Here is an 18,980-nt window from a genome sequence, read left to right as displayed (position 1 = left end):
CGGACCCGCTACGGACGGTCCGGCTGCGCGGTCGCGTAGCGGTCGAAGCGCCCCGCCAAATACTCGGCCCGGCAAGCGCTTCGAGCCAGCTTTCCGCTCGTCGTCCGGGGGATGGTGCCGGCCGCGACGAACCGTAGATCCGCGATGCGGACCTGATGACGGCGGGACACCGCGGCGCGGACGGTGTCGACGACGGCACCCGGTTCGGTCCGTCCGGCCCCGGCGGCGCGTTCGGCGACGATCACCAGTTGCTCGCCGCGGTCACCCGGAATGGCAAAGGCCGCCACGTATCCGGAGCGCACCGCGGGGGACGCGAGTCCCACCGTGGTCTCGATGTCGGTGGGGTAGTGGTTGCGGCCGTCGACGATGATCATGTCCTTGATGCGGCCGGTCAGGTACACCACACCGTCGACGTAGGTGCCCAGATCGCCGGTCGCCAACCAGTAGGCGTTGTCGGCGACGCCCACGGCATGACTGTCCGTCTCGAGCCGGGTCTGCAGCTTGTTTCCGAAGACGCGTTCGGTCTCGTCGGGCCGCCCGAAGTAGCCGAGGCCGACGTTGTTGCCGTGCAGCCAGATTTCCCCGACCCTGCCCTCGGGAACCTCGTTGCCGTCGCCATCGGTAATCACCAGCCACTGGTTCGGGATCGCGTTGCCGCACGACACATGCTCGACCGCGCCGGGGTCGGTGGCGTCCACGGTGACAGCGCGGCCGTCGCTCAACTGGTCCCGGTCGAAGTAGCGCGCGCTGGCCGCGTCCGAGGACGAGATGCTGGCGACCGACAGGGTGGCCTCGGCCATCCCGTAGGACGGTTTGATGGCCGTCGCCGGCAGACCGTAGGGCGCGAAGGCCGTCGTGAATTTCTCGATGGCCGTCATGGTCACGGGTTCGGATCCGTTGAGCAGGGTCACGACATTGGTCAGATCCAGGGTTTCGCCCTGCGGCGGGCGTCCACGCTCGGCGACGAGTTCGAACGCGAAATTCGGTGCGGCCGCGAAGGTGCGCCCGTGCGCGGCCTCGATGCCGAGTTGCTTGATCCAGCGGTAGGGGCGCCGGACGAACGCCATCGGGTCCATGAGCGTGATGTGGCTGCCGCACAGCGCGGGGAACATGATCATGATCAGACCCATGTCGTGGTACAGCGGCAGCCAACTGACGCTGCGCACGCCCAGGTCCAGGTCGCCGGTCAGGATCATCTGGATCACGTTCGTGCACACGTTGCGGTGCGTGATCTGCACGCCGGCCGGCGTGCGCGTCGAACCCGAGGTGTACTGCAGGTAGGCGACGTCGTCGGTGTTCAGCGTCGGGGGCGTGAACATGTCGGCCACGCTGTCGGGCACGGCGTCGACGGCGATCACCCGCGGCCGCGACGCCGCCGGGATCTGCTTGAGGATGTTGCGCACCGATTCGGCCGCGCTGCTGGTCGTGAGCACCACGGTGGGCTGGGCATCGGCCAGCACGGCCGACAGTCGCTCGTTGTGTCCGGCCAGGCTCGGCGCGAACAGCGGCACCGCGACGTTGCCCGCGTGGATGGCCGCGAAGAATGCGGCGACATAGTCGACGCCCTGGGGGGCCAGGATCGCCACCCGATCGCGCGGCTGGGTGACCTGCTGCAGGCGGGCTCCGACGGCGGATACCCGCGTCCACAAGCCGTTCCAGCTGAGTTCGACGACCCGGCCGTCGGCGTCGCTGGAGTAGTCGAGGAACCGGTAGGACGGCTGATCGCCGAACGCTGCGCGGTTGCGGTCCAGGAACGAAGTCAACGTGACGCCGTCCGGTATGACGATGGTGCCGTCGTCGCCGACATAGTCCTCGACGCTGACGTCAACGGAGGCGCGCACGGCATTGTTAGCGAGGGGATCCCGACCCATCCCGATGACACTAGTAGTAGTGCTAATTAATGCTGGCATCGAGCGGCGGTGATAGTGGTCACGTGAACGGCCTCCGAGATGGTCGTGCCCCGCTGGATTTGCGCAGCTGAATAATTAATATCACCAAGCGTCAATATTTCTGGTCACGCGCGTGTACATTCCTAACCGCGAGCTGCACAGGACGGACTTCGGACGGCTCGGGTGGCGCCAGCGGCCCGGATGTTCGCGGGTTCGTCCCAACCAGGTCGGGGGTGGACACCGGGCAGGCGATACTGGGCAGCATGGGCGTCGCCTCCCCGGTGTCTGACAAGCTCACCACCGCAGCCTTGCTGCTGTTGACGTTCGCGACCGGTCTGGTGGACGCCGTCAGCGTCCTGATCCTCGGGCATGTGTTCGTCGCGAATATGACCGGCAATGTGATCTTCCTGGGGTTCTGGTTCGTCCCGCACTCCGGCGTGGATCTGACCGCCGCGGTCGTGGCGTTCGCAGGCTTCCTTGCGGGCACGATCCTGAGCGGCCGGTTCGCGCGGCATCTGGCGGCTGAGACGCGGCTGTGGCTCACGGTCGCCCTGGGCGTCGAGGCGGTGCTGCTGCTGACGCTTTCGATCCTGGCGGGCGCCGGGGTGCTGGATTACAACGACAACGGCAAGCTGATCCTGATCGCCGGGCTGGCGATGGCCTTCGGCTCGCAGAACGCGGCCGCGCGCCAGTTCGGGGTGCAGGAACTCAGCACCACGGTGCTGACCTCCACGATTGTCGGCATCGGGGTCGACTCGCGCCTGGCCGGCGGTACCGGTGATCGCGAAAAGCTGCGCTACACAGTGATTTTCACCATGCTAGGCGGAGCCGTGATCGGCGCGACGATGACGCGGTTCACGGTGGCGCCGGTGATCGCGTTGGCGGCCGTGGTGGTGCTGGCCGCAATGGTGATCTTTCGGTACGGGCCGGGGGCCGAGGCATAAACCTTTTGGCATGGGGCTACGGAATCCGTGGTCCGCTAGTGTCGAGAACATGCCTGCCGTACTCGTGACCGGGGCCGCTCGCGGGATCGGCCGAGCCATCACCGCGCACCTGGCCACCTTGGGATGGGATGTTGTGGCGGGAGTGCGCAGCGCGGCCGACGCGGCCGCCATCGGATCGATGCCCAGAGTCACCCCGGTGACGCTCGACGTTACGGATTCCGCACATATAGCCGCTCTGGACGACGGATTACCCGAGCGGTTGGACGCGGTGGTCAACAATGCGGGTGTGGTGGTGGGTGGTCCGCTGGAGACCATCGGCATGGCCGACCTGCGCCGCCAGCTCGAGGTCAATGTGGTCGGTCAGCTGGCGGTGACGCAGGCCGTGCTGCCGCGGCTGCGTCGATCCCGCGGGCGAATTGTATTCATTTCCAGTGTGAATGGCCGTATCTCGGTGCCGCTGCTCGGTGCTTATTGCGCGTCGAAGTTCGCGTTGGAGGCCGCCGCGGATGCGTTGCGAATGGAGTTGCGGCCGTGGCACATTGACGTCAGCGTCGTAGAGCCGGCGCAGACCGCGACCGATATGTGGGAGACCGCGCCCCAGACCGCCGACGATCTGGAGGCGGCGATGAGCGCCGAGCAGCGTGTGCTGTACGCGAAACATGTTGCGGGATTTAGGAAGATGATCCCGCTGTCGCAGCGGCTGGCCGCGCAGCCGCACACGGTGGCCGAGGTGGTGGAGGAGGCGTTGACCGCCAAGCGCCCGTCGGCGCGCTACGCGACCGGTCTGGCGCAGTCGGTGCAAATGGCCGTCATGACAAATGTGCCCCCGTTTGTATCGGACGTGTTGGTGCGCAGACTGTTCGGACAGCCCTAGCGGGCCAAGCTTCGGAATCCGTGGTGCCGGTAATTTTTGCTGGAAAGCGGGTTTCGGCGCACATTGAGTTGGCCTAGACTCATTTACGCTGACGAAAATGAACTACATCAACGCCGCTGCCAGGTGATATGGAGTTTCCTGAGAGAAAACTGTCAATGCTGAGATTCACCTGAAAAATTTGCTACAGTTGTGTCGTTGCGTGATGCAGCTCACAGCCGGGCGGGAGGGGGCGACATGTCAGAACTATGGATGTCAGCCTGCCGGGCCGGGGGTATGGCGACGGCCACGTCGGACCGGGTTTGGGAGGGCCACGGCTCCGAGTCTCAGCGTATGGGGGATGTCAGCGCCTAAGCATCCAAAACACACGGGGGGAGGAACACCGCCTCCGGTCTTCGGACCGGAGGCGGTGCCCGTTGTGGGGCATGCCGGGCCGGCTCGATCTCCGCGTGCCCGCCGCCGCCGGGCCAGGGCGACGGCGGCGAGGGTGAAATCCGTCGCCGAGCGGTGGCCCGCGACCCGTCCCGGCCGGGAAACGCGCCCGACCGCCGCGGATCTGAGCTACGGATTTCGTCGCCGTCTAAGATTTTGCTGAAATATTGCGCATTCTACTAAGTGGGGATATTCGGGCCTGCTCCATCGATTCCTTAGCGGGCGCTAACGATCCTCCCACCAGGTATTTTTCGTGTTTCTGAGTGGAAGCTGGCTATGCTGAGATTTAGCTGAGACCTATTTGCTACAGTGTCGACAGTTTGTAATCCAGCTCACACTCTGCCAGGAGGGTCAATGACGACCTCGGTACCCACCCCGCCCAAGCTGCGCAAGGCCAAAGCTGCGGCGGTCACCGCCGCCGCGATGGCCGCCACGGCTGCGTTGACCATCGGCGGAACCACGGCCGCGTCCACCGCGGTGCTGGCCGATCGCGACCAGACGATCGCCGCGTCGCTGACCGAGGACGTCTCGCTGTCGGCGTCGATCGGGATCTACCCCGTGGGACCGGGAGCGCAGATCGCCCGGATGCTGGGTGCCGGCACGCCCGAGGGCGCGCTCCGGACCCTGGGCGCCATGGCTGCGTTGATCCCCGGCGAACAGGGTGAGGCCTTCCGCGCCACCCTGAATACGCTGGCCGCGGCGCTCGAGGCCGCGCAGGGCGGGATTCAGGTGCTGCCGGCGGGTCTGCTGCCCAATCTTCCGGCCGTAAACCTGCCGCCAATTCCTCCACTACTCCCCAACGGGATCAATATCCCCGCATTGGCGCTGGGGGCCGGCATCAATATCGGCTTGCCGGAGATCGCTGTCCCCGCTCTCGGTCCCGCCGGAACGTATGACGCAGTTGCCGGCCTGCAGGGCGACCTCTCGACTCAATTGCTTTTAACGGTGCTCAAAAATGCGATGCTCGGGACGGACCTGCTGGACCTGGTTCCGGGCGGGGTGCTGCCCGACGACCTGGCTGCACTGGTCGATCTGCTGCAGAACGTGCCGCTGAACGTTCCGGGGGCGACGACCGATATCGACGTCACGATCCCCGGTCTGCCGCCGCTCATCCCGCCGATCACCCTTCTGGACCTCAGCCTCTTCTTCTCCTCGGCCGACCGCATCGCGATCATCCCGACCTTCGGCCTGGGCGGGACCAACGCGGCGATCACCGCACCGTCGTTCCTGAATGAATCGCAGTTCGCGAAGACCGTCGTCCTGATCATCCCGATCCGGAACACGTCGCGGCCGGGCGGCGGCATGCTGGCGATGCTGACCCCGCTGTCGAGCCTGGTCGGCATCAACATGTCCAACGTCGACGGCCGCGAGGGCAACGGCAACGTCACGTTCTGGGACATCACCGCGGCCTACGACATCATGTCCGATGCACCGTCGACGGTCTTCAGTCCGGCCGCCTGGGCGAACTCCGTCACCGGAGCGTTCATGCCCACGTACCTGATCCCGCAGAACGTCGAGCAGTTCGCCGGCGTGATCGAGGACATCGTCAGCGGCGACATCGGCTTGGACACCGTGCTGCAGTTGCTGGCGGCCGGCAACATCACCGACCTGTTCCACATCGACACCGATGCCGCCGACGGCAACATGTACATCACCTACGACTCCGGAAACCTGCCGCTGCTCGAGCCGTTCCAATTCCTGCCGCGGACCATCAGCTATCTCCCCGGCTTCGACATCTCTACGCCGGGCAGCGAATCCTTCAACGATTTCCTGACTCAGCTGGTTGCAATGGGTTACCAGGATGTGAACCTGACCGGCGCCGGGGTCGGGGAGATCCCGACCTTCGTCCGCGGCTTTGACGAGGCGGGCACCCAGGCGAAGTTCTGGACCAACCCCGTGAGCTTCGAAGCCGGCCTGCAGGCGCCCCAGGCGTTGTTCAATGCGCTGATCGGCGACGGGGTTTCGACGGGTCTCACCGGAAACCTGTTCAACCCGGAAGCCCAGGATCTAACCCTGTTCGGCAGTTCCGCCATCGGCGACGCCGTGTACCGCAATGCGCTGACCGTCGCGGTCGCGGGCTTCGTGCGGGAGGCGCTGCTAGAGCTGAAGACGCAACTGAACCCGCTGTTCGATGCGGTCGACAGCAACGAGGCACTGGTCGCGTTCGCGAAGCAGCTCGACGAGGCGACCAAGGAAGCCGACAACCTCCTCGCGAGCGCCGGCGACAGTATCCGGGATCTCGGTATCGATCTCTCCGGTCCCTTGATGGATGGCAACCGGGCGTTCAACAACCTCGTCGGCGGAAACCCGGCCGGAGCGGCAGGGGACCTGGGCGGTCTTTCCGGACTTGGGGTCGCCGAAGATCAGAACGAGGGGTCCTCGACCGCCACCCGCGCGACAGCGCCAGCGGATGAAGTTGCCGACGTCGAGACGCAGCCCATCCCCGAGGGCAGCGTGGTCACCGACTTGTTCACGAACACCGAAGGTCTCGACCGTGCGGTGAAGGTCGCCGACGCACTCAACCCGCGCAAGGCCCTGCAGGCCGCGGCCGCCGATGCGAACGAGCGCGTCGAGAAGCGGGTGACCAAGACGCAGAACAGCCTGCGCAAGGCCAATGAGCGTGCGGCGTTGGTGGGCGAGAAGCTCCGCGACGGTGACGTCGCGGGCGCGGCCAAGCAGGTCGGCGCCAACGTGCAGAACCGTGTCGACCGGTTGAAGAAGGACGTCGACAACGGCGTCAACAAGCTGCGCGGCGGCGAGAAGAAGAACAACGGGAACGGCGCGGCGACCCAGTCGGACAACGACAGCAAGAACAAGAACAAGAGCGACGCCGCGTAACCCGCGCGTACGACGTGGGGGAGACACCGCCTCCGGCTTCGGCCGGGGGCGGTGTCCCGTTTTCGGGGCCGCCCGCACCGGTCTGCGCCGTGTCGAGGTTTGACACGAAATTTCGCGCCGCGTCGCCCAGCCGCAGTCGGCGGTGCACGGTGGGGTCTCGGGCGGCCCGGGCAACCGCGGTCGCCCGATGCGACCAAAGAGGCAACCAGCCCTGACCTGGACCTGATCAGCGTGACCTCGCCAAACCGTCAGCCGCTGCACACATAGCAATCTTTAAGCGGGCCAAGAATTTTCGGGCCCGAAGCTGCGTGGGGCGACAAGTCGGCGGGTTCGGCTTACGTGGACGTCAACGTGAATGCTTGCGTCTGCAATGAGTTTGGTCAGCAACCGGCAATTGCGGGTGCGCGGGACGCGATCGCCGTGTAGCTTCGGGGTGAATAGCCTGAGATTTACCTGAGAGGTCGGGGTCGACGTCGATGAGCAGCGACTGAAACAACGCGTGGGTTAAGCGGCGGTAGCCGCCCCCCGCAGCGTTGAGGCTCGGAATATGGAGCCGGACAGAGTATTTCAAGCCAGTAGCTATGCACTGGCTCGCGGGGAGCAGGCCCGCACCAACCTGAGCTGAAGCTGAGGCCGATCGCCGATTTCGGCGAGCACTGACACCGACGAGATGGGGGAGTTGTATGCGCACGTTCATGCCAGCAAACAAGGAGGGGGCGCGGGCGCGCCGTCGTCGGCTGGGCCGCACCGCGGCAGCGAAGGTCGCGCTCAGCGGCGTGGCTGTGCTCAGCGCCGTCGCCGTGAGCGTCGCACCGTTTACCGCGGAGGCCGCGACCTACATCGTCGGGGCGCCGGATTGGCTGGGCGTCAACAACTTCGAGAACGACGCCAACGCGCTCTACAACGCGATCGTCGACGATCGGAAGAAGCCGGCTGCCACCCTGATCGGGTGGGGTACCGGCGGAGTCGCACTCAACCCGCAGTGGGTGCAGTGGTACAACCCGAACCTGGGCGGATTGAACCTCGGCGACATCGACCTCGGGGACCTGTCCGCGGCTGACATCACGGCCTTGCTGGGGCAACTCGACCTCAATGAGCTGACCAATTCGGACCGCGACCAGTACTACACGCCGCGGGAGTGGGGTCAGATCGGCACGGAACCGGTGCTGGTCGACAACCCGGAGTACCAGCAAGCTTTCGAGGATGCGCTCGCCGCGGTCATGCAGGAGGATCGAGAAGCGATCCTCGTCGCGGACACCATCAACGTCACGATCTCCTACACGGTGGCGCAACCGAGCTGGTGGAACTCGGGCTACTCGATCCCGGTTCTCGGGTCGGTGAGCCTTGCCAGCCTGCTGGGACGCTGGGACCAGCAGAAGATCGCCGGCCAGTCCGTTGGTGCGCCGATCACGACGACAGTCTCCATCGACAACCCGTTCCAGGGCGATCCCGCGGCGCTCGACGACTTCCTGGAAACCGGTGTGTACCAGGGCGCGTATCCCGTGCAGATCGACCCCGCTGAATTGGGCCTGAAGAAGCCGGCCAACCCACTCCCGTCGTGGGTGCCTGGCCGCGGCGCCGCCTGGGATGGCGCTTGGAACTGGCTGACGAATCAGATGGGGACCATCGACGTCGGCGACATCGATTACAACCTGAACCGCACGATGTTCGGATTGCCCGGGGCGAGCTGGGACGACCGGGCCGCAGCGCTGGTCGATCCCAGCATTCCGAAGCAGGTCTCCGAAGATCAACCCACGTACGGCTGGATTCCCGGCGGGTGGACCACCACTACGTTCGGGCAGTGGGTCTCGCCGACCGACGACATCTTCGGACTGCAGGATCTGGATCTTGCCGCGCTGCTCAACGGGGACTTCGATCTGTCGAGCTTGAGTGCCCTGACCGGGCTGACCACCCGGGATCTGGCGTACTACCTGTCCGGCGATATGGGATTCCTTGCCCCACTGCTGAACTGGACCGCCTATTTCCACAACACCAACCTGATCGGCTACGGCGACGGAGCCATCGCGGCGGGCTTGGCGTATCAGAAGTTCATCGACGCGGTGACCTCCGGCGAGATCAAGGCCGGGGCGCCGCAGACCGATGGTCGCTACATCGTCATCACCACCGACGAGGACGGCAACCGGGTGGTGCGGGAGGTCAACCACACCACCGGTGACGGGGGCTGGGACGAGGTCATCTCGTCCTACCCACTGCCCGGCGACCTGGTGTTCCCGGACCTGCCCGCGGACGGGCCGGCCTACAGCGAGATCCCGGGCGGCGTGCTCGACATCCACCTGTTCACCCTGGCGCTGCTGCGTAATCCGGGGCGTGCCAACGGTGGTCTGTACGCCCGGTTCGCGCCCATCTACGAGGAACTCACCGGCAACAACCCGGTGTCTCCGGACAGCCAGAATGTCCTGCCGGCGGGGCTGGAGGGTCTGGACATCGCCAAGCTGCTGCTCGGCGAGGGTGGCGCGCCGGACATCACGATCGATGACCTCGGCAACCTGGTCGCGATGCTGGAGGACGCCGACGGCAAGCCCATGGTGATCACCATCAAGACGGACCTGACGTGGCAGTACGACCTGCTGTCCGACGCTCCGGTGACTGCGAATCCGTTGGCGTGGGCCAACTCTGCCGCGGCCGCGCTGCTGGCGGTGAACGTGGCCTCCGCACTGGTCACCTACGACGACGGTGACTTGGACTTCGAGAGCTACGTGGCCGATGACGGCACCATCTACGGCACCGTCACGCTCGGTCAGTTGCCGCTGTTGTCACCCATCCGGCTGTTGGCCGGGGCGATCGAGACCGCGACCGGCGAGGACATCAACACCCCGCTCGTCGATGCCCTGGAGCCGCTGTTGAAGACGTTGACCAACGTTGCCTACACCGACTGGGTACGGGTGGAGAATCCCGACGGAACCGTCTCCTATGACCGCACGCTGGATCAGATGCACGTGCCGACCCTTTTCGGCACTCCGACGATGACGACGGCCGAACGCGCTCAACTGGCCGGCGACGTCATCGCGATCCTCGGCGCCGGGTTGGGTGCCGAGATCACCGACATCAACGGCCGGTTCCTGGCCGGGGCCGAGAAGCTCCTCGGCGAGATCGACGTGGCGCTGCCCGCCGAGCTGAAGGAGGCCTGGACGAAGACCGTGCCGCGGCTCGGCAGCGTCATCACGGAGGTCAGCGCCAAGGTCGGCGCGGGTGTGGGCACGGTGCTCGGCGGTGCGGTGGACGCCGTGGAACCCGATGCGCTGCAGCAACGTTCCAACGGTGACCGGCAGACGCAACTCGCCGCCGCTCAACGCGACACGGACCGGGAGGTGAAGCCGGTCAAGGACCTCGACGGGGACGTGGTCGATCCGGCGACCGCCACCGATGAGGTCCAGGGCGGACCGGCATCGGGCGAAGACAGCGATGCCGAGGTGGCTCTGGCCGAGCAGCAACCCGCAACGTCGGAATCCGCCGGCGCCGTGGGCAAGACGCGTCTGCAGGACTCGCTGACCAAGACCAGGGCCGATTTGAAGGACGCCCGCGACGAGGTCCGCGCCAATGTGAAGCAGGCCCGCGACAACGCCAAGGCCAATGTCAAGAAGGCCGGTGACAACATCAAGAAGTCGGTCAAGGACACCGCCGAGAAGGTCAGGAAGGCGGTGGCTCCGAAGCCGAAGGCCGAGAAGAAGGTGCGCGGCGGAGATGAGTAGGCCGCGTTAGCGGCGTGCGCGTGCAAGTAAAAAACGGACAGTCGCCCCCTCCCGATCGGGAGGGGGCGACTTACTTCCCGGGGGCGGCTGCGCAGCGGCCGTTTATGCAACGGGGGGTACATTCAGCAACGGTTCGATATGGCCTGCGCGCGGCGCGATCTCCGTGTAGCTTGTTGGCCAGGGGAAGCTGAGAGTTACCTGAGGTGGGGGGCGGGGGTTAAGAAGTTCGGCTGGAGCACCCAGCCGGTGCGGTTGCCGTCGAAGCCGTCGCTTGTGATCACCCGGTTTGGGTAAACACCCAGCGGGACCGTATTTCTGGCGGGACCGATCTATACCGCAGCACAACACGCAGCCCACATAACTCTGAGTTGAACCTGAGAAAGGGCTGAGACGAGCTCGCTCGCCGCAGCCCTCCAGGAGTGCAGTATCCATGCACTGTTCAGTAGGGGGAGCTGTATGCGCACGGTACGAGTAGCAAAGAATGAAGGCGCGCGAGCGCGTCGTCGCAGGATTGCCGGCACCAAGACCAAGAAGGCGGTGCTGGTCGGGGCGGCAGTCGCGACCGCGGTGTCGGTGGGGTTGGCGCCGCCGATCGCCAACGCCGTGGCGAGCGAAACCTACGTGATCGGGTTGCCGTCGTGGTTGCCGGCCGACCTGGTTGGCGGGGTACCGACGCTGCCGTCCGATCCGAAGGCCATCAACAATGCCGTCGTCGGCGTCAAGGACAACAACCCGCTGATCGCTTGGGGCGCAACGCCGGTGAACGCGGCGGCCCCGGCCTGGCAGACCTGGTACAACCCGAGCACCATGTCGTTCGGTTACAGCCGAACTGGCACAGGACTTTTCGGTATACCGCTCTTTTCGGGTGGCTGGACGACGACGACGTGGGGCCAATGGGTGTCGCCCACCGACCTCACCAGCGCCGATCCGCTGGCGATCGTGGCCTACGTCGCGGGAGGCGGCGATTTGGCCCAAGCATTGGCGCCGCTGGTCAACTGGACGGCTTATCTCCAGAACGTCAACCTCATCGCCTACGGCGACGGGGCGATCGCTGCGGGACAGGCATACCAGGCCCTCGTCGACAACTTCAAGGGTCAAACCCCCGAAGGGTATGACCCGGTCACGGTGGGAGACCCCCTCACCGGGCCCAGGCAGATTGTCATTGTCGGCGCGAATGACCCCACCGGCCGGACGACGCAGAGCCAGACATTCTCGAACATCATCGAACTGGCGACAGCGGCTTATGCCCTGAACATCCCTGGCATCGGCCACCAAGTTCCGATGCCCAATCCGACGGCGCAGCCTGACCTCGAGGTAACTCCCGGCGGTGTCATCGACGCGACACTGCTGTCGCTGATCCTGCTGCGGAATCCGGGCCGGCCCGGCGGCGGGCTGTACTCGCAGTTCGCGCCGATCTACCAGGAGATCACCGGGACCAACCCCGTCACTCCGGATCGCCAGGACGTCCTGCCCGATGGCGTTGATCCCGAATTGGTCGCGAAGCTTCTTCGCGGCGAACCGATCGACGACATCTCCTTGGAGACGCTGATAGCCGCCCTGGAGAATGCGGACGGTCAGCCCATCCTCATCACCATCAAGGCCGACGCCACCTGGGAGTACGATCTGCTCTCCGATGCCCCGCTGACCGCTAATCCCGTTGCCTGGGCCAACTCCGCAGCGTCTTCGCTCTTGGTCTTCAACCTGCTGGGCGGTCTGCTCGAGTTGGGTTCCGGCGCTGTCGATCCCGCGGACCCGCCCATTGGTGTGAAGACCTACGTGGCTCCCGACGGCACGATCTACGCGACGCTCACCCAGTCGCAGTTGCCGTTGTTGGCCCCGTTCCGGCTGCCGGCTCAGCTTTTCGGTCTGGTCACGGGCGAGGACATCAACACCCCGGGTGCCGACGCGATCGAGCCGCTGCTGAAGGTCCTGACGAACATCGCCTACGCCGACGTGGTCCGCAACGTGGACCCGGTCACCGGTGAAATCACCTATGACCGGACGCATCTCGAGCACCACGTCCAGACCCTGTTCGGAACCCAGACGCTGGATCGCGAGACTGCGCTGTACCTGCCCGGCGATCTGATCTCCGTCCTCGGCAAGGGGGTGGGCGACGAGATGACCGACGTCCTGGAGCGAACGCTGGTGCGCGTTGTCGAGCTACTCAACGAGATCGGCATCGAGGCGGAGGTGGCCCCCGAGGTTGCGCAGCTACTTCGGGTGCCGGGTGACGCGATCACGACCGTCAGCCGTGACGTCGGTGACGGCGTCTCGCAAGCCCTGGCCGCCATCGGGCCGCACCTGCCGGAGTCGCCTTTCGATCGCAGTCAGGAGGCCCTGGCGCAACGACAGCGCGCGGTCGGCAAGGTCGTTGCCCCGGTGATCCAGACCGCCGGGCAGATTGGTGCTGGAGTCACGGCCGCCGTGGAGGGCGCGGGTGCGGCCATCCAGGGTCCGGTGCCGGACGAGGGAGCGCCGCTCGCGCTGACCGCCGCCGACGACGAGCCGAATGCCGGTGTCGCGAAGACCGCGAAACGATCGATCTTCGGCGGCGGCGAGCTGCGAGAAGGGGTGAGCGAACTCCGCGCCAAGGTGAAGGCCGACGCAACCGAGCGGCGGGCCGCCACCAAGAAGGCGGTCAGTAACGTCCGTGCCGGCGTCAAGCAGGCCGGTGACAACATCAAGAAGTCGGTCAAGGACACCACCGAGAAGCTGAAGAAGGCGGTGACCCCGAAGCCGAAGGCCGAGAAGAAGTCGACAGCGGACGAGTGATCCGCCGCTAGGACGGGCCCCCGCACGCGCGGGGGCCCGTTCTTCTCTCGGGTTTATCCGGCTGCCGTGTCATCGCTGAAGACGTCGACGGCTGGGGCCATCCGCTCGGCGGCACCCTCGAGTGCGGCCTCGCCGTGTCCGAACCCAGCGCGGCGGGCCCCGGTGGCGGCCAGCCGGCGCATCGATTCGGCGGCTGCCTGTCGGTCCACGTTGAAAACGCCGAGAATCACCTGACCGTGGAATTCGGCGACTGCATCGCCGGTGAGTACGGCGTCGAGCGCGGGCAGGTGTACCGCGATGCTGCCCGGCGTGTGACCGGGGACCTCCAGCACGCGAGCACCACCGCCGAAGCCCAGGACATCGCCGTCGCGCACCGCCCGGTCAACCCGACACGGCGGTCCATGCAGCGACCATTCATCGCCGGAACGGATCGATTCCTCCAGTCGGGTCAGCACCGGATACGGACCGGCGACATCCCCGCGCACAAAGGCCGCGTCACCCTCGCCGGCAACCACTTCCACCTCGGACCAGTCCGCAATCTCGGCGGCTGACCCGCAGTGGTCCTCGTGGAAGTGGGTCAGAACTATCCGGACGACGTCGCGACGCCGTTTACCCAACGCGCGCAGGGCATCCGCAATGAGTGCGGCGCTGTCGGGCCAGCCGGTATCGACCAACGTGACACCGTCGTCGTCGACGCAAAGGTAGCTGTTGAGCAGGTGAGCGGGGCCGCCCGGAATCCGGAGTCGGTACAGCGACCGGGCAAGCTGTTGGAGGTCGGGCTCAGCCATGACCTCGACGCTAACCGGCGTCGACCCGGCGGGCCAGATATTTCTCTCACACCGAAACCGGGCGGTCGGCGTGCATACTCGACGGGTGCGGACCTTCACCAAACGCAACCTGGCCGCCCCGCCGGGTTTCTTCGCCTGCGAAGCCGCTGGCCTGCACTGGCTTTCGGATGCCCACGGCGCGCGTTGCGCCGAAGTCGTGGCGCACGACGACACCAGCCTGACACTGGTCCGACTCGAGTCCGTCGCCGCCACCGAGGGCGCCGCGCGCGCCTTCGGAGCGGCGCTGGCCAAGACTCACGACGCCGGAGCACGTAGCTGGGGTGCGGCGCCCGACGGCTGGCACGGCCACGGGTTCTTCGGTCCGCTGCGGCATCCGCTGCCGATGACCTTCGCCGATCATGACAGCTGCGGGCAGTTCTACGCCGAGGAGCGTCTGCGGCCCATGCTCGGCCTGGCCCGAAAAGCGCTGGGGGCCGACGCGATCAGCGACATCGAGAGCGCCATAACTCGTTGTCGAGCAGGTGATTTCGACGACGAAGACGTGCCGGTGCGACTGCACGGTGATCTCTGGAACGGCAATATCGTCTGGACCGAGCAGGGTGCGGTCCTGATCGACCCGGCCAGCTATGGCGGCCACCGGGAAACCGACATCGCCATGTTGCACCTGTTCGGCTGTCCGTTCCTCGAGGCGATCGTGGACGGCTACCAGCGGGTACACCCGCTGCTGCCGGGTTGGCGTGAGCGCATTCGGATGCGGCAGCTGTACCCGTTGCTCGCGCACGTGGCGATATTCGGTAGCGGGTACGCACACCAGGCCCACGTGGCCGCGCGCAAGGCGTTGACACTCGGCTGACCGTTTGTAATCTGCGCAACATTTTCTGCACGGGTGTGCAAATAGCCAGGTGAACCCCTAGGCTAAACGCCCAGAAGGGTCGGGGTCGGGTGCTCAAGCATGTCTTGGGGCGCCCACATGTCACATGATCGGGGGCGTGACAGCTGTTGAGTCATGACGGTTGCACTGCAGAGGAACAGTTGGGTGATGTCGCCGCGGAGCTATTGGTGCAGTTGGCCAAGCTACGCACCGACTTCTGTTGCGCGGGTGGGTCACTGGCATTGTTGGCCGGCCACAGCGGTAACGCCGACCTGCACGCGGCGGCGGAGGCCGCGCGGATCTTGGCCAGTCGCTACGTGTCCGAACAGGTGCGCGATGTGGCCGCGACGCTGCCGCTGCGGGGACTCGAGTTCGGTCTGGAGCCGCACACCTAGCGATCAGCGGCGCGTCGCGATCAAGAACAGCTGGGCCCACTGCGCGGCCGACAACTGCTTGGGCAGAGCGGAATTGCTCAATCGGTGCGCGGCGAGCCAGGCCCGGATCGGGGTGTGCGTGCGCTTTTCGCACACTTTGGTGAGGATCGCCGGCAGCCCGCGTCCGCGTCCGGTGAACACCGCGTGGACAAAACTGCGGTAGCGGCGGTGCTCGTTCCAGTGGAGCAGCGGATCGGGCCGCCGCGACATCACCAACAGCCCCGCATCCACCGACGGGCGCGGCGTGAACGCCGAGGCGGGTACTCGTTGCCCGACGGTGAAGTCGACCCACGGCCACCACTGGGCGGTCATCATGCTCGCCCCGCCGATCCCGGCCCGTCGTCGTGCGACTTCCCACTGCACCAGCAGCACCGCATCGGTCCACCCGGGGGCGTGCAGTGTCTTGCGCAGCATCGCGGTGGTCTGATGAAACGGCAGATTCCCGACCAGGACGTGCGGGTGTTCCGGTAGCTGCCACCGGATGAAGTCGGTATTGATCACGCGCACATGGGGTTTGACCTTCTGCTCGAGCCACCTCGCGTGCCGCGGATCGATTTCGACGACCGTGAGGGAACGCCGCAGTCGCTGCAGGTCGAAGGTCAACGCACCCCGGCCAGGCCCAATCTCGACGATCGGACCGCGGGTGGCCGCGACCGTCTGGACGATGGCGCGGACGGTGGCCGCGTCGTTGAGGAAATTCTGGCCGTACTCGTGCCGGCCGCCGCGATAGGTAGGCATGGGGAACTCCGCGAAGATGGAATCTTTCGGGCAGGACGAATCCGCCCGGCTGACACAGCTGAGCGGCGGAGCTGGAAGTCGACCGCCGCTAGAAGCGGCGGATCCGCACGACGGCGATGCTGGCGATACCCACGGCGGCGAGGCTAGTGCACCGGGTCGCTGGAGGCATCCGATTTTTGTCACACCCTCGCACTAGCGTGCGAGGCATGGCCGTGCACGTCGCCTCGGATCGGGACGGGATACTTTCCCTTCTCGACGAGTACGAGGCGGTCCAGGACAAGCTGGCCGCGGTCTCGCTGGACGCGTTGAGTCCGGCAGACATGCTGGCGGTGCTCGCGCGGCGGGAAACTCTGGCCCGCAAGGCGCCGGTGCTGCAACACCGGCTGCTCAACCGCCTGGCCGCCGAGGCCACCGCCGAGGAGCTCGGGGCCAAGCTGCCCCGGGCGTTGGCGATGCGGCTGCGGATCAGCCCCGCCGATGCCAAGCGTCGCGTGGAGGAGGCCGCAGACCTCGGACCGCGGGTCGCGCTTACCGGCGAACCGCTGGAGCCCTTGATGCCGAATGTCGCCCGCGGACAGGCCGAGGGGGCCATCGGGGCCGAGCACATAGCGAAGATCCGCAAGTTCTTCACCCAGTTGCCGGTGAGCGTGGACTTCGATACCAAGCTCTCCGCCGAACGGGAGCTGGCTCGGCACGCGGCCAACCTGGACCCTGAGGCGTTCCGAAAGGTTGCCGACCGGCTGCTTGCGCTCATCGATCAGGACGGGACATACACCGACGCTGACCGGCGCCGTCGCCGCGGCGTCACCCTCGGTCGCCAGGGCGCCGACGGCATGTCCCCGATCTCCGGGCAGCTCACGCCGGAGGCGCGCGCGGTGTTCGAGGCGATCTTCGCCAAGCTGGCCGCGCCCGGGATGTGCAACCTCGACGACGAAACCCCCTGTGTGGAGGGGGCTCCCAGCGACGCGCAGGTCAAGGGGGATCTGCGAACCGCGGCCCAGCGCAACCACGACGCGCTGCTGGCCGCGGGACGCATTGTGCTGTCGACCGGGGACCTCGGTCAGCTCAACGGGTTGCCCGTGACGGTCATTGTCAGCACCACCCTCAAGGAGTTGACAGCCGCCACCGGCCACGCCGTGACCGCGGGTGGGTCGTTGCTGCCCATGGCCGATGTGCTGCGGATGGCCTGCCATGCGTATCAGTACCTGGTGGTCTTCGACGGCAAGGGTGTCCCGCTACATCTGGGGCGCGGCCGACGCACCGCGTCGCCGGGGCAACGAATTGTGCTGTACGCCAAGGACCGTGGTTGTACCGCCCCGGGCTGTACCGCCCCGGCCTATCAATGTCAGGTCCATCACGCCGAACGGGACTGGGTCGACGGCGGCCAGACCGACATCGACGACCTGACCTTGGCCTGTGGGACCGACAACCGCAAGGTCAAACCCGGGGGTTGGCAAACCCGGATGCGCCGAGCCGACGGCCGCTGCGAATGGATCCCGCCGCCGCATCTGGACGACGGGTCGACACGGGTGAACGAGTACCACCACCCGGAGAACATCATGGCCCCGAGGCCGGAGGACACCAGCTAAGCGGGGTGCGGGATCAGTTGAACGCCAACCAGCTTGGCAGCGCCCGCTCCTTGGAGTCGCACAGCACCTGCATGGTGTCGCAGGAGCCCTTGGGCACACCGGCGCCGGCCCACATGCCGCCGGTGTCACGGCGTAACACGATGGCCGACGAGCCGCCGCCGTCGAGCAGCACTGCGGTGTCACTTCCCAACGCGCGGAACAGGTCCTGGATCTGATCCGGGGTGTAGCTGCCGCCCTGGAAGACGTACATCTCGTCCTTCTCCCGCGAGTAGGCGATCGCGGTGCGCGCCGCCGACGGGCCGCCGTCGTTGAGCTGTCCGGTGTCCCCGGGTGCCAGCAGACCGATCCCGGCGACCGCCACGAACCGGGTGCCCTTGTCCATCAGGCCCTGGATCACCGGTGTCGCAGCGTCGAAGTCGGTCGGCGATTTCGGCGTCACCACGAAGGGCGCGCCGGACACCGGCAGGATCATCGTGGTCAGCGCGCTCCAGTGCTCGCCGCCGCCGGACAACCCCTGCTTGCCGGCATAGGCGAGGGTGCCGGTGACCGCAGCGTTGGCCCGGCCCTGGCCGCGGGTGTTGTCGACGTAGGCGCCCAGCGGTGAGCTGCAGCCGGTCGTCTTCCACGACCCGCCCTTCTGCCCGCGGACGTCGAAGAAATTGGCGTTGATCGCGATGGTCGGCTGCCCGAGCGCCTGCCACGCCGCGATCGGGGTGTAGATCTCCGAGGCCTGCCACAGGCCCTCGCCGGTGCGGGCGCCTGGGGTCCGTTCGCAGCGTGACTGATAGCCCTGATGTGAATCGACCAACAGCCGCGGCGTCAGCCGCTGCGAGGCCGCCTTGATGATCATCAGGCGCCCGCCGCTGCTCATCTCGTACGAGCCGCCGCCGGCGTTGAGCATCGGTGCGGGCGCGCCACCGCCGAAGTTGTACACCAGATAGGAGCCCCGCGTGTTGGCGATCGCATTGGCCAGCAATTCGCGGGCGTCCGCGGCGTACGCCACGGGGCCGGTGGCGAGCGCCACGGACGCGCACATCAGAGCGCTGGCAATCAGGGCGCCGAGGCGCCGCCGGACTGCGGCTGCAGGGGTCATCACGCATGCCC

At 66.5% G+C, this 18,980-nt stretch carries 12 protein-coding genes; 8 read left to right on the top strand and 4 right to left on the bottom strand.

Annotated features, from left to right (window positions below):
- Positions 1-8 precede the first annotated feature (8 nt).
- Positions 9-1,871: a fatty acyl-AMP ligase gene (locus RCP80_RS22350; protein ID WP_308479759.1), complete on the bottom strand. Its 1,863-nt coding sequence runs from the start codon at positions 1,869-1,871 to the stop codon at positions 9-11.
- Between the two features lie 281 nt (positions 1,872-2,152).
- Here RCP80_RS22350 and RCP80_RS22345 point away from each other — a divergent pair, with 281 nt between their 5' ends.
- The 5 genes from RCP80_RS22345 (at position 2,153) to RCP80_RS22325 (ending at position 13,456) form a co-directional block, all read left to right on the top strand.
- On the top strand, positions 2,153-2,833 hold the full coding sequence (locus tag RCP80_RS22345) for a YoaK family protein (protein ID WP_308479758.1): 681 nt from the start codon (positions 2,153-2,155) through the stop codon (positions 2,831-2,833).
- Positions 2,834-2,882: 49 nt separating this feature from the next.
- Positions 2,883-3,707: an SDR family NAD(P)-dependent oxidoreductase gene (locus RCP80_RS22340; protein ID WP_308479757.1), complete on the top strand. Its 825-nt coding sequence runs from the start codon at positions 2,883-2,885 to the stop codon at positions 3,705-3,707.
- 783 nt (positions 3,708-4,490) lie between these two features.
- Positions 4,491-6,974 (top strand): PE-PPE domain-containing protein, encoded by a 2,484-nt coding sequence (locus RCP80_RS22335; protein ID WP_308479756.1) that lies wholly within the window; start codon positions 4,491-4,493, stop codon positions 6,972-6,974.
- A gap of 695 nt (positions 6,975-7,669) precedes the next feature.
- Positions 7,670-10,684 carry a PE-PPE domain-containing protein gene (locus tag RCP80_RS22330; protein ID WP_308479755.1) on the top strand — a complete coding sequence of 1,005 codons (3,015 nt, stop codon included), beginning with the start codon at positions 7,670-7,672 and terminating at the stop codon, positions 10,682-10,684.
- Between the two features lie 456 nt (positions 10,685-11,140).
- Positions 11,141-13,456 carry an alpha/beta hydrolase family protein gene (locus RCP80_RS22325; RefSeq protein ID WP_308479754.1) on the top strand — a complete coding sequence of 772 codons (2,316 nt, stop codon included), beginning with the start codon at positions 11,141-11,143 and terminating at the stop codon, positions 13,454-13,456.
- Positions 13,457-13,509: 53 nt separating this feature from the next.
- Here the strand turns inward: RCP80_RS22325 and RCP80_RS22320 are convergent, their stop codons facing one another.
- Positions 13,510-14,244 (bottom strand): MBL fold metallo-hydrolase, encoded by a 735-nt coding sequence (locus RCP80_RS22320; protein ID WP_308479753.1) that lies wholly within the window; start codon positions 14,242-14,244, stop codon positions 13,510-13,512.
- On the opposite strand from RCP80_RS22320, the gene RCP80_RS22315 reads away from it, so the two are divergent.
- Both RCP80_RS22315 and RCP80_RS22310 read left to right on the top strand, forming a co-directional pair.
- Complete coding sequence (locus RCP80_RS22315; RefSeq protein ID WP_308479752.1) at positions 14,243-15,097, top strand: fructosamine kinase family protein; 855 nt, start codon at positions 14,243-14,245, stop codon at positions 15,095-15,097. The two genes, RCP80_RS22320 and RCP80_RS22315, sit on opposite strands and share 2 nt — an antisense overlap.
- A 179-nt stretch (positions 15,098-15,276) precedes the next feature.
- Positions 15,277-15,510 carry a hypothetical protein gene (locus RCP80_RS22310; RefSeq protein WP_308479751.1) on the top strand — a complete coding sequence of 78 codons (234 nt, stop codon included), beginning with the start codon at positions 15,277-15,279 and terminating at the stop codon, positions 15,508-15,510.
- A gap of 3 nt (positions 15,511-15,513) precedes the next feature.
- Here RCP80_RS22310 and erm read toward each other — a convergent pair whose 3' ends face one another.
- Positions 15,514-16,287 carry a 23S ribosomal RNA methyltransferase Erm gene (gene erm, locus RCP80_RS22305; RefSeq protein ID WP_308479750.1) on the bottom strand — a complete coding sequence of 258 codons (774 nt, stop codon included), beginning with the start codon at positions 16,285-16,287 and terminating at the stop codon, positions 15,514-15,516.
- Between the two features lie 206 nt (positions 16,288-16,493).
- Between erm and RCP80_RS22300 the strand changes: the two genes are divergently transcribed.
- Positions 16,494-17,876, top strand: a complete 1,383-nt coding sequence (locus RCP80_RS22300; protein WP_308479749.1) for an HNH endonuclease signature motif containing protein — start codon at positions 16,494-16,496, stop codon at positions 17,874-17,876.
- 13 nt (positions 17,877-17,889) lie between these two features.
- On the opposite strand, the gene RCP80_RS22295 is transcribed toward RCP80_RS22300, so the two are convergent.
- Entirely contained in the window at positions 17,890-18,969 is a 1,080-nt protein-coding gene (locus tag RCP80_RS22295) for a phosphodiester glycosidase family protein (RefSeq protein ID WP_308482981.1), read from the bottom strand.
- Between the last annotated feature and the right edge of the window lie 11 nt (positions 18,970-18,980).

It is taken from the genome of Mycolicibacterium sp. MU0053, from assembly GCF_963378095.1.
Lineage (GTDB): Bacteria > Actinomycetota > Actinomycetes > Mycobacteriales > Mycobacteriaceae > Mycobacterium > Mycobacterium burgundiense.
The sequence above is the reverse complement of the archived record's forward strand: the minus strand, read 5'-3'. Positions and strand labels throughout refer to the sequence as shown.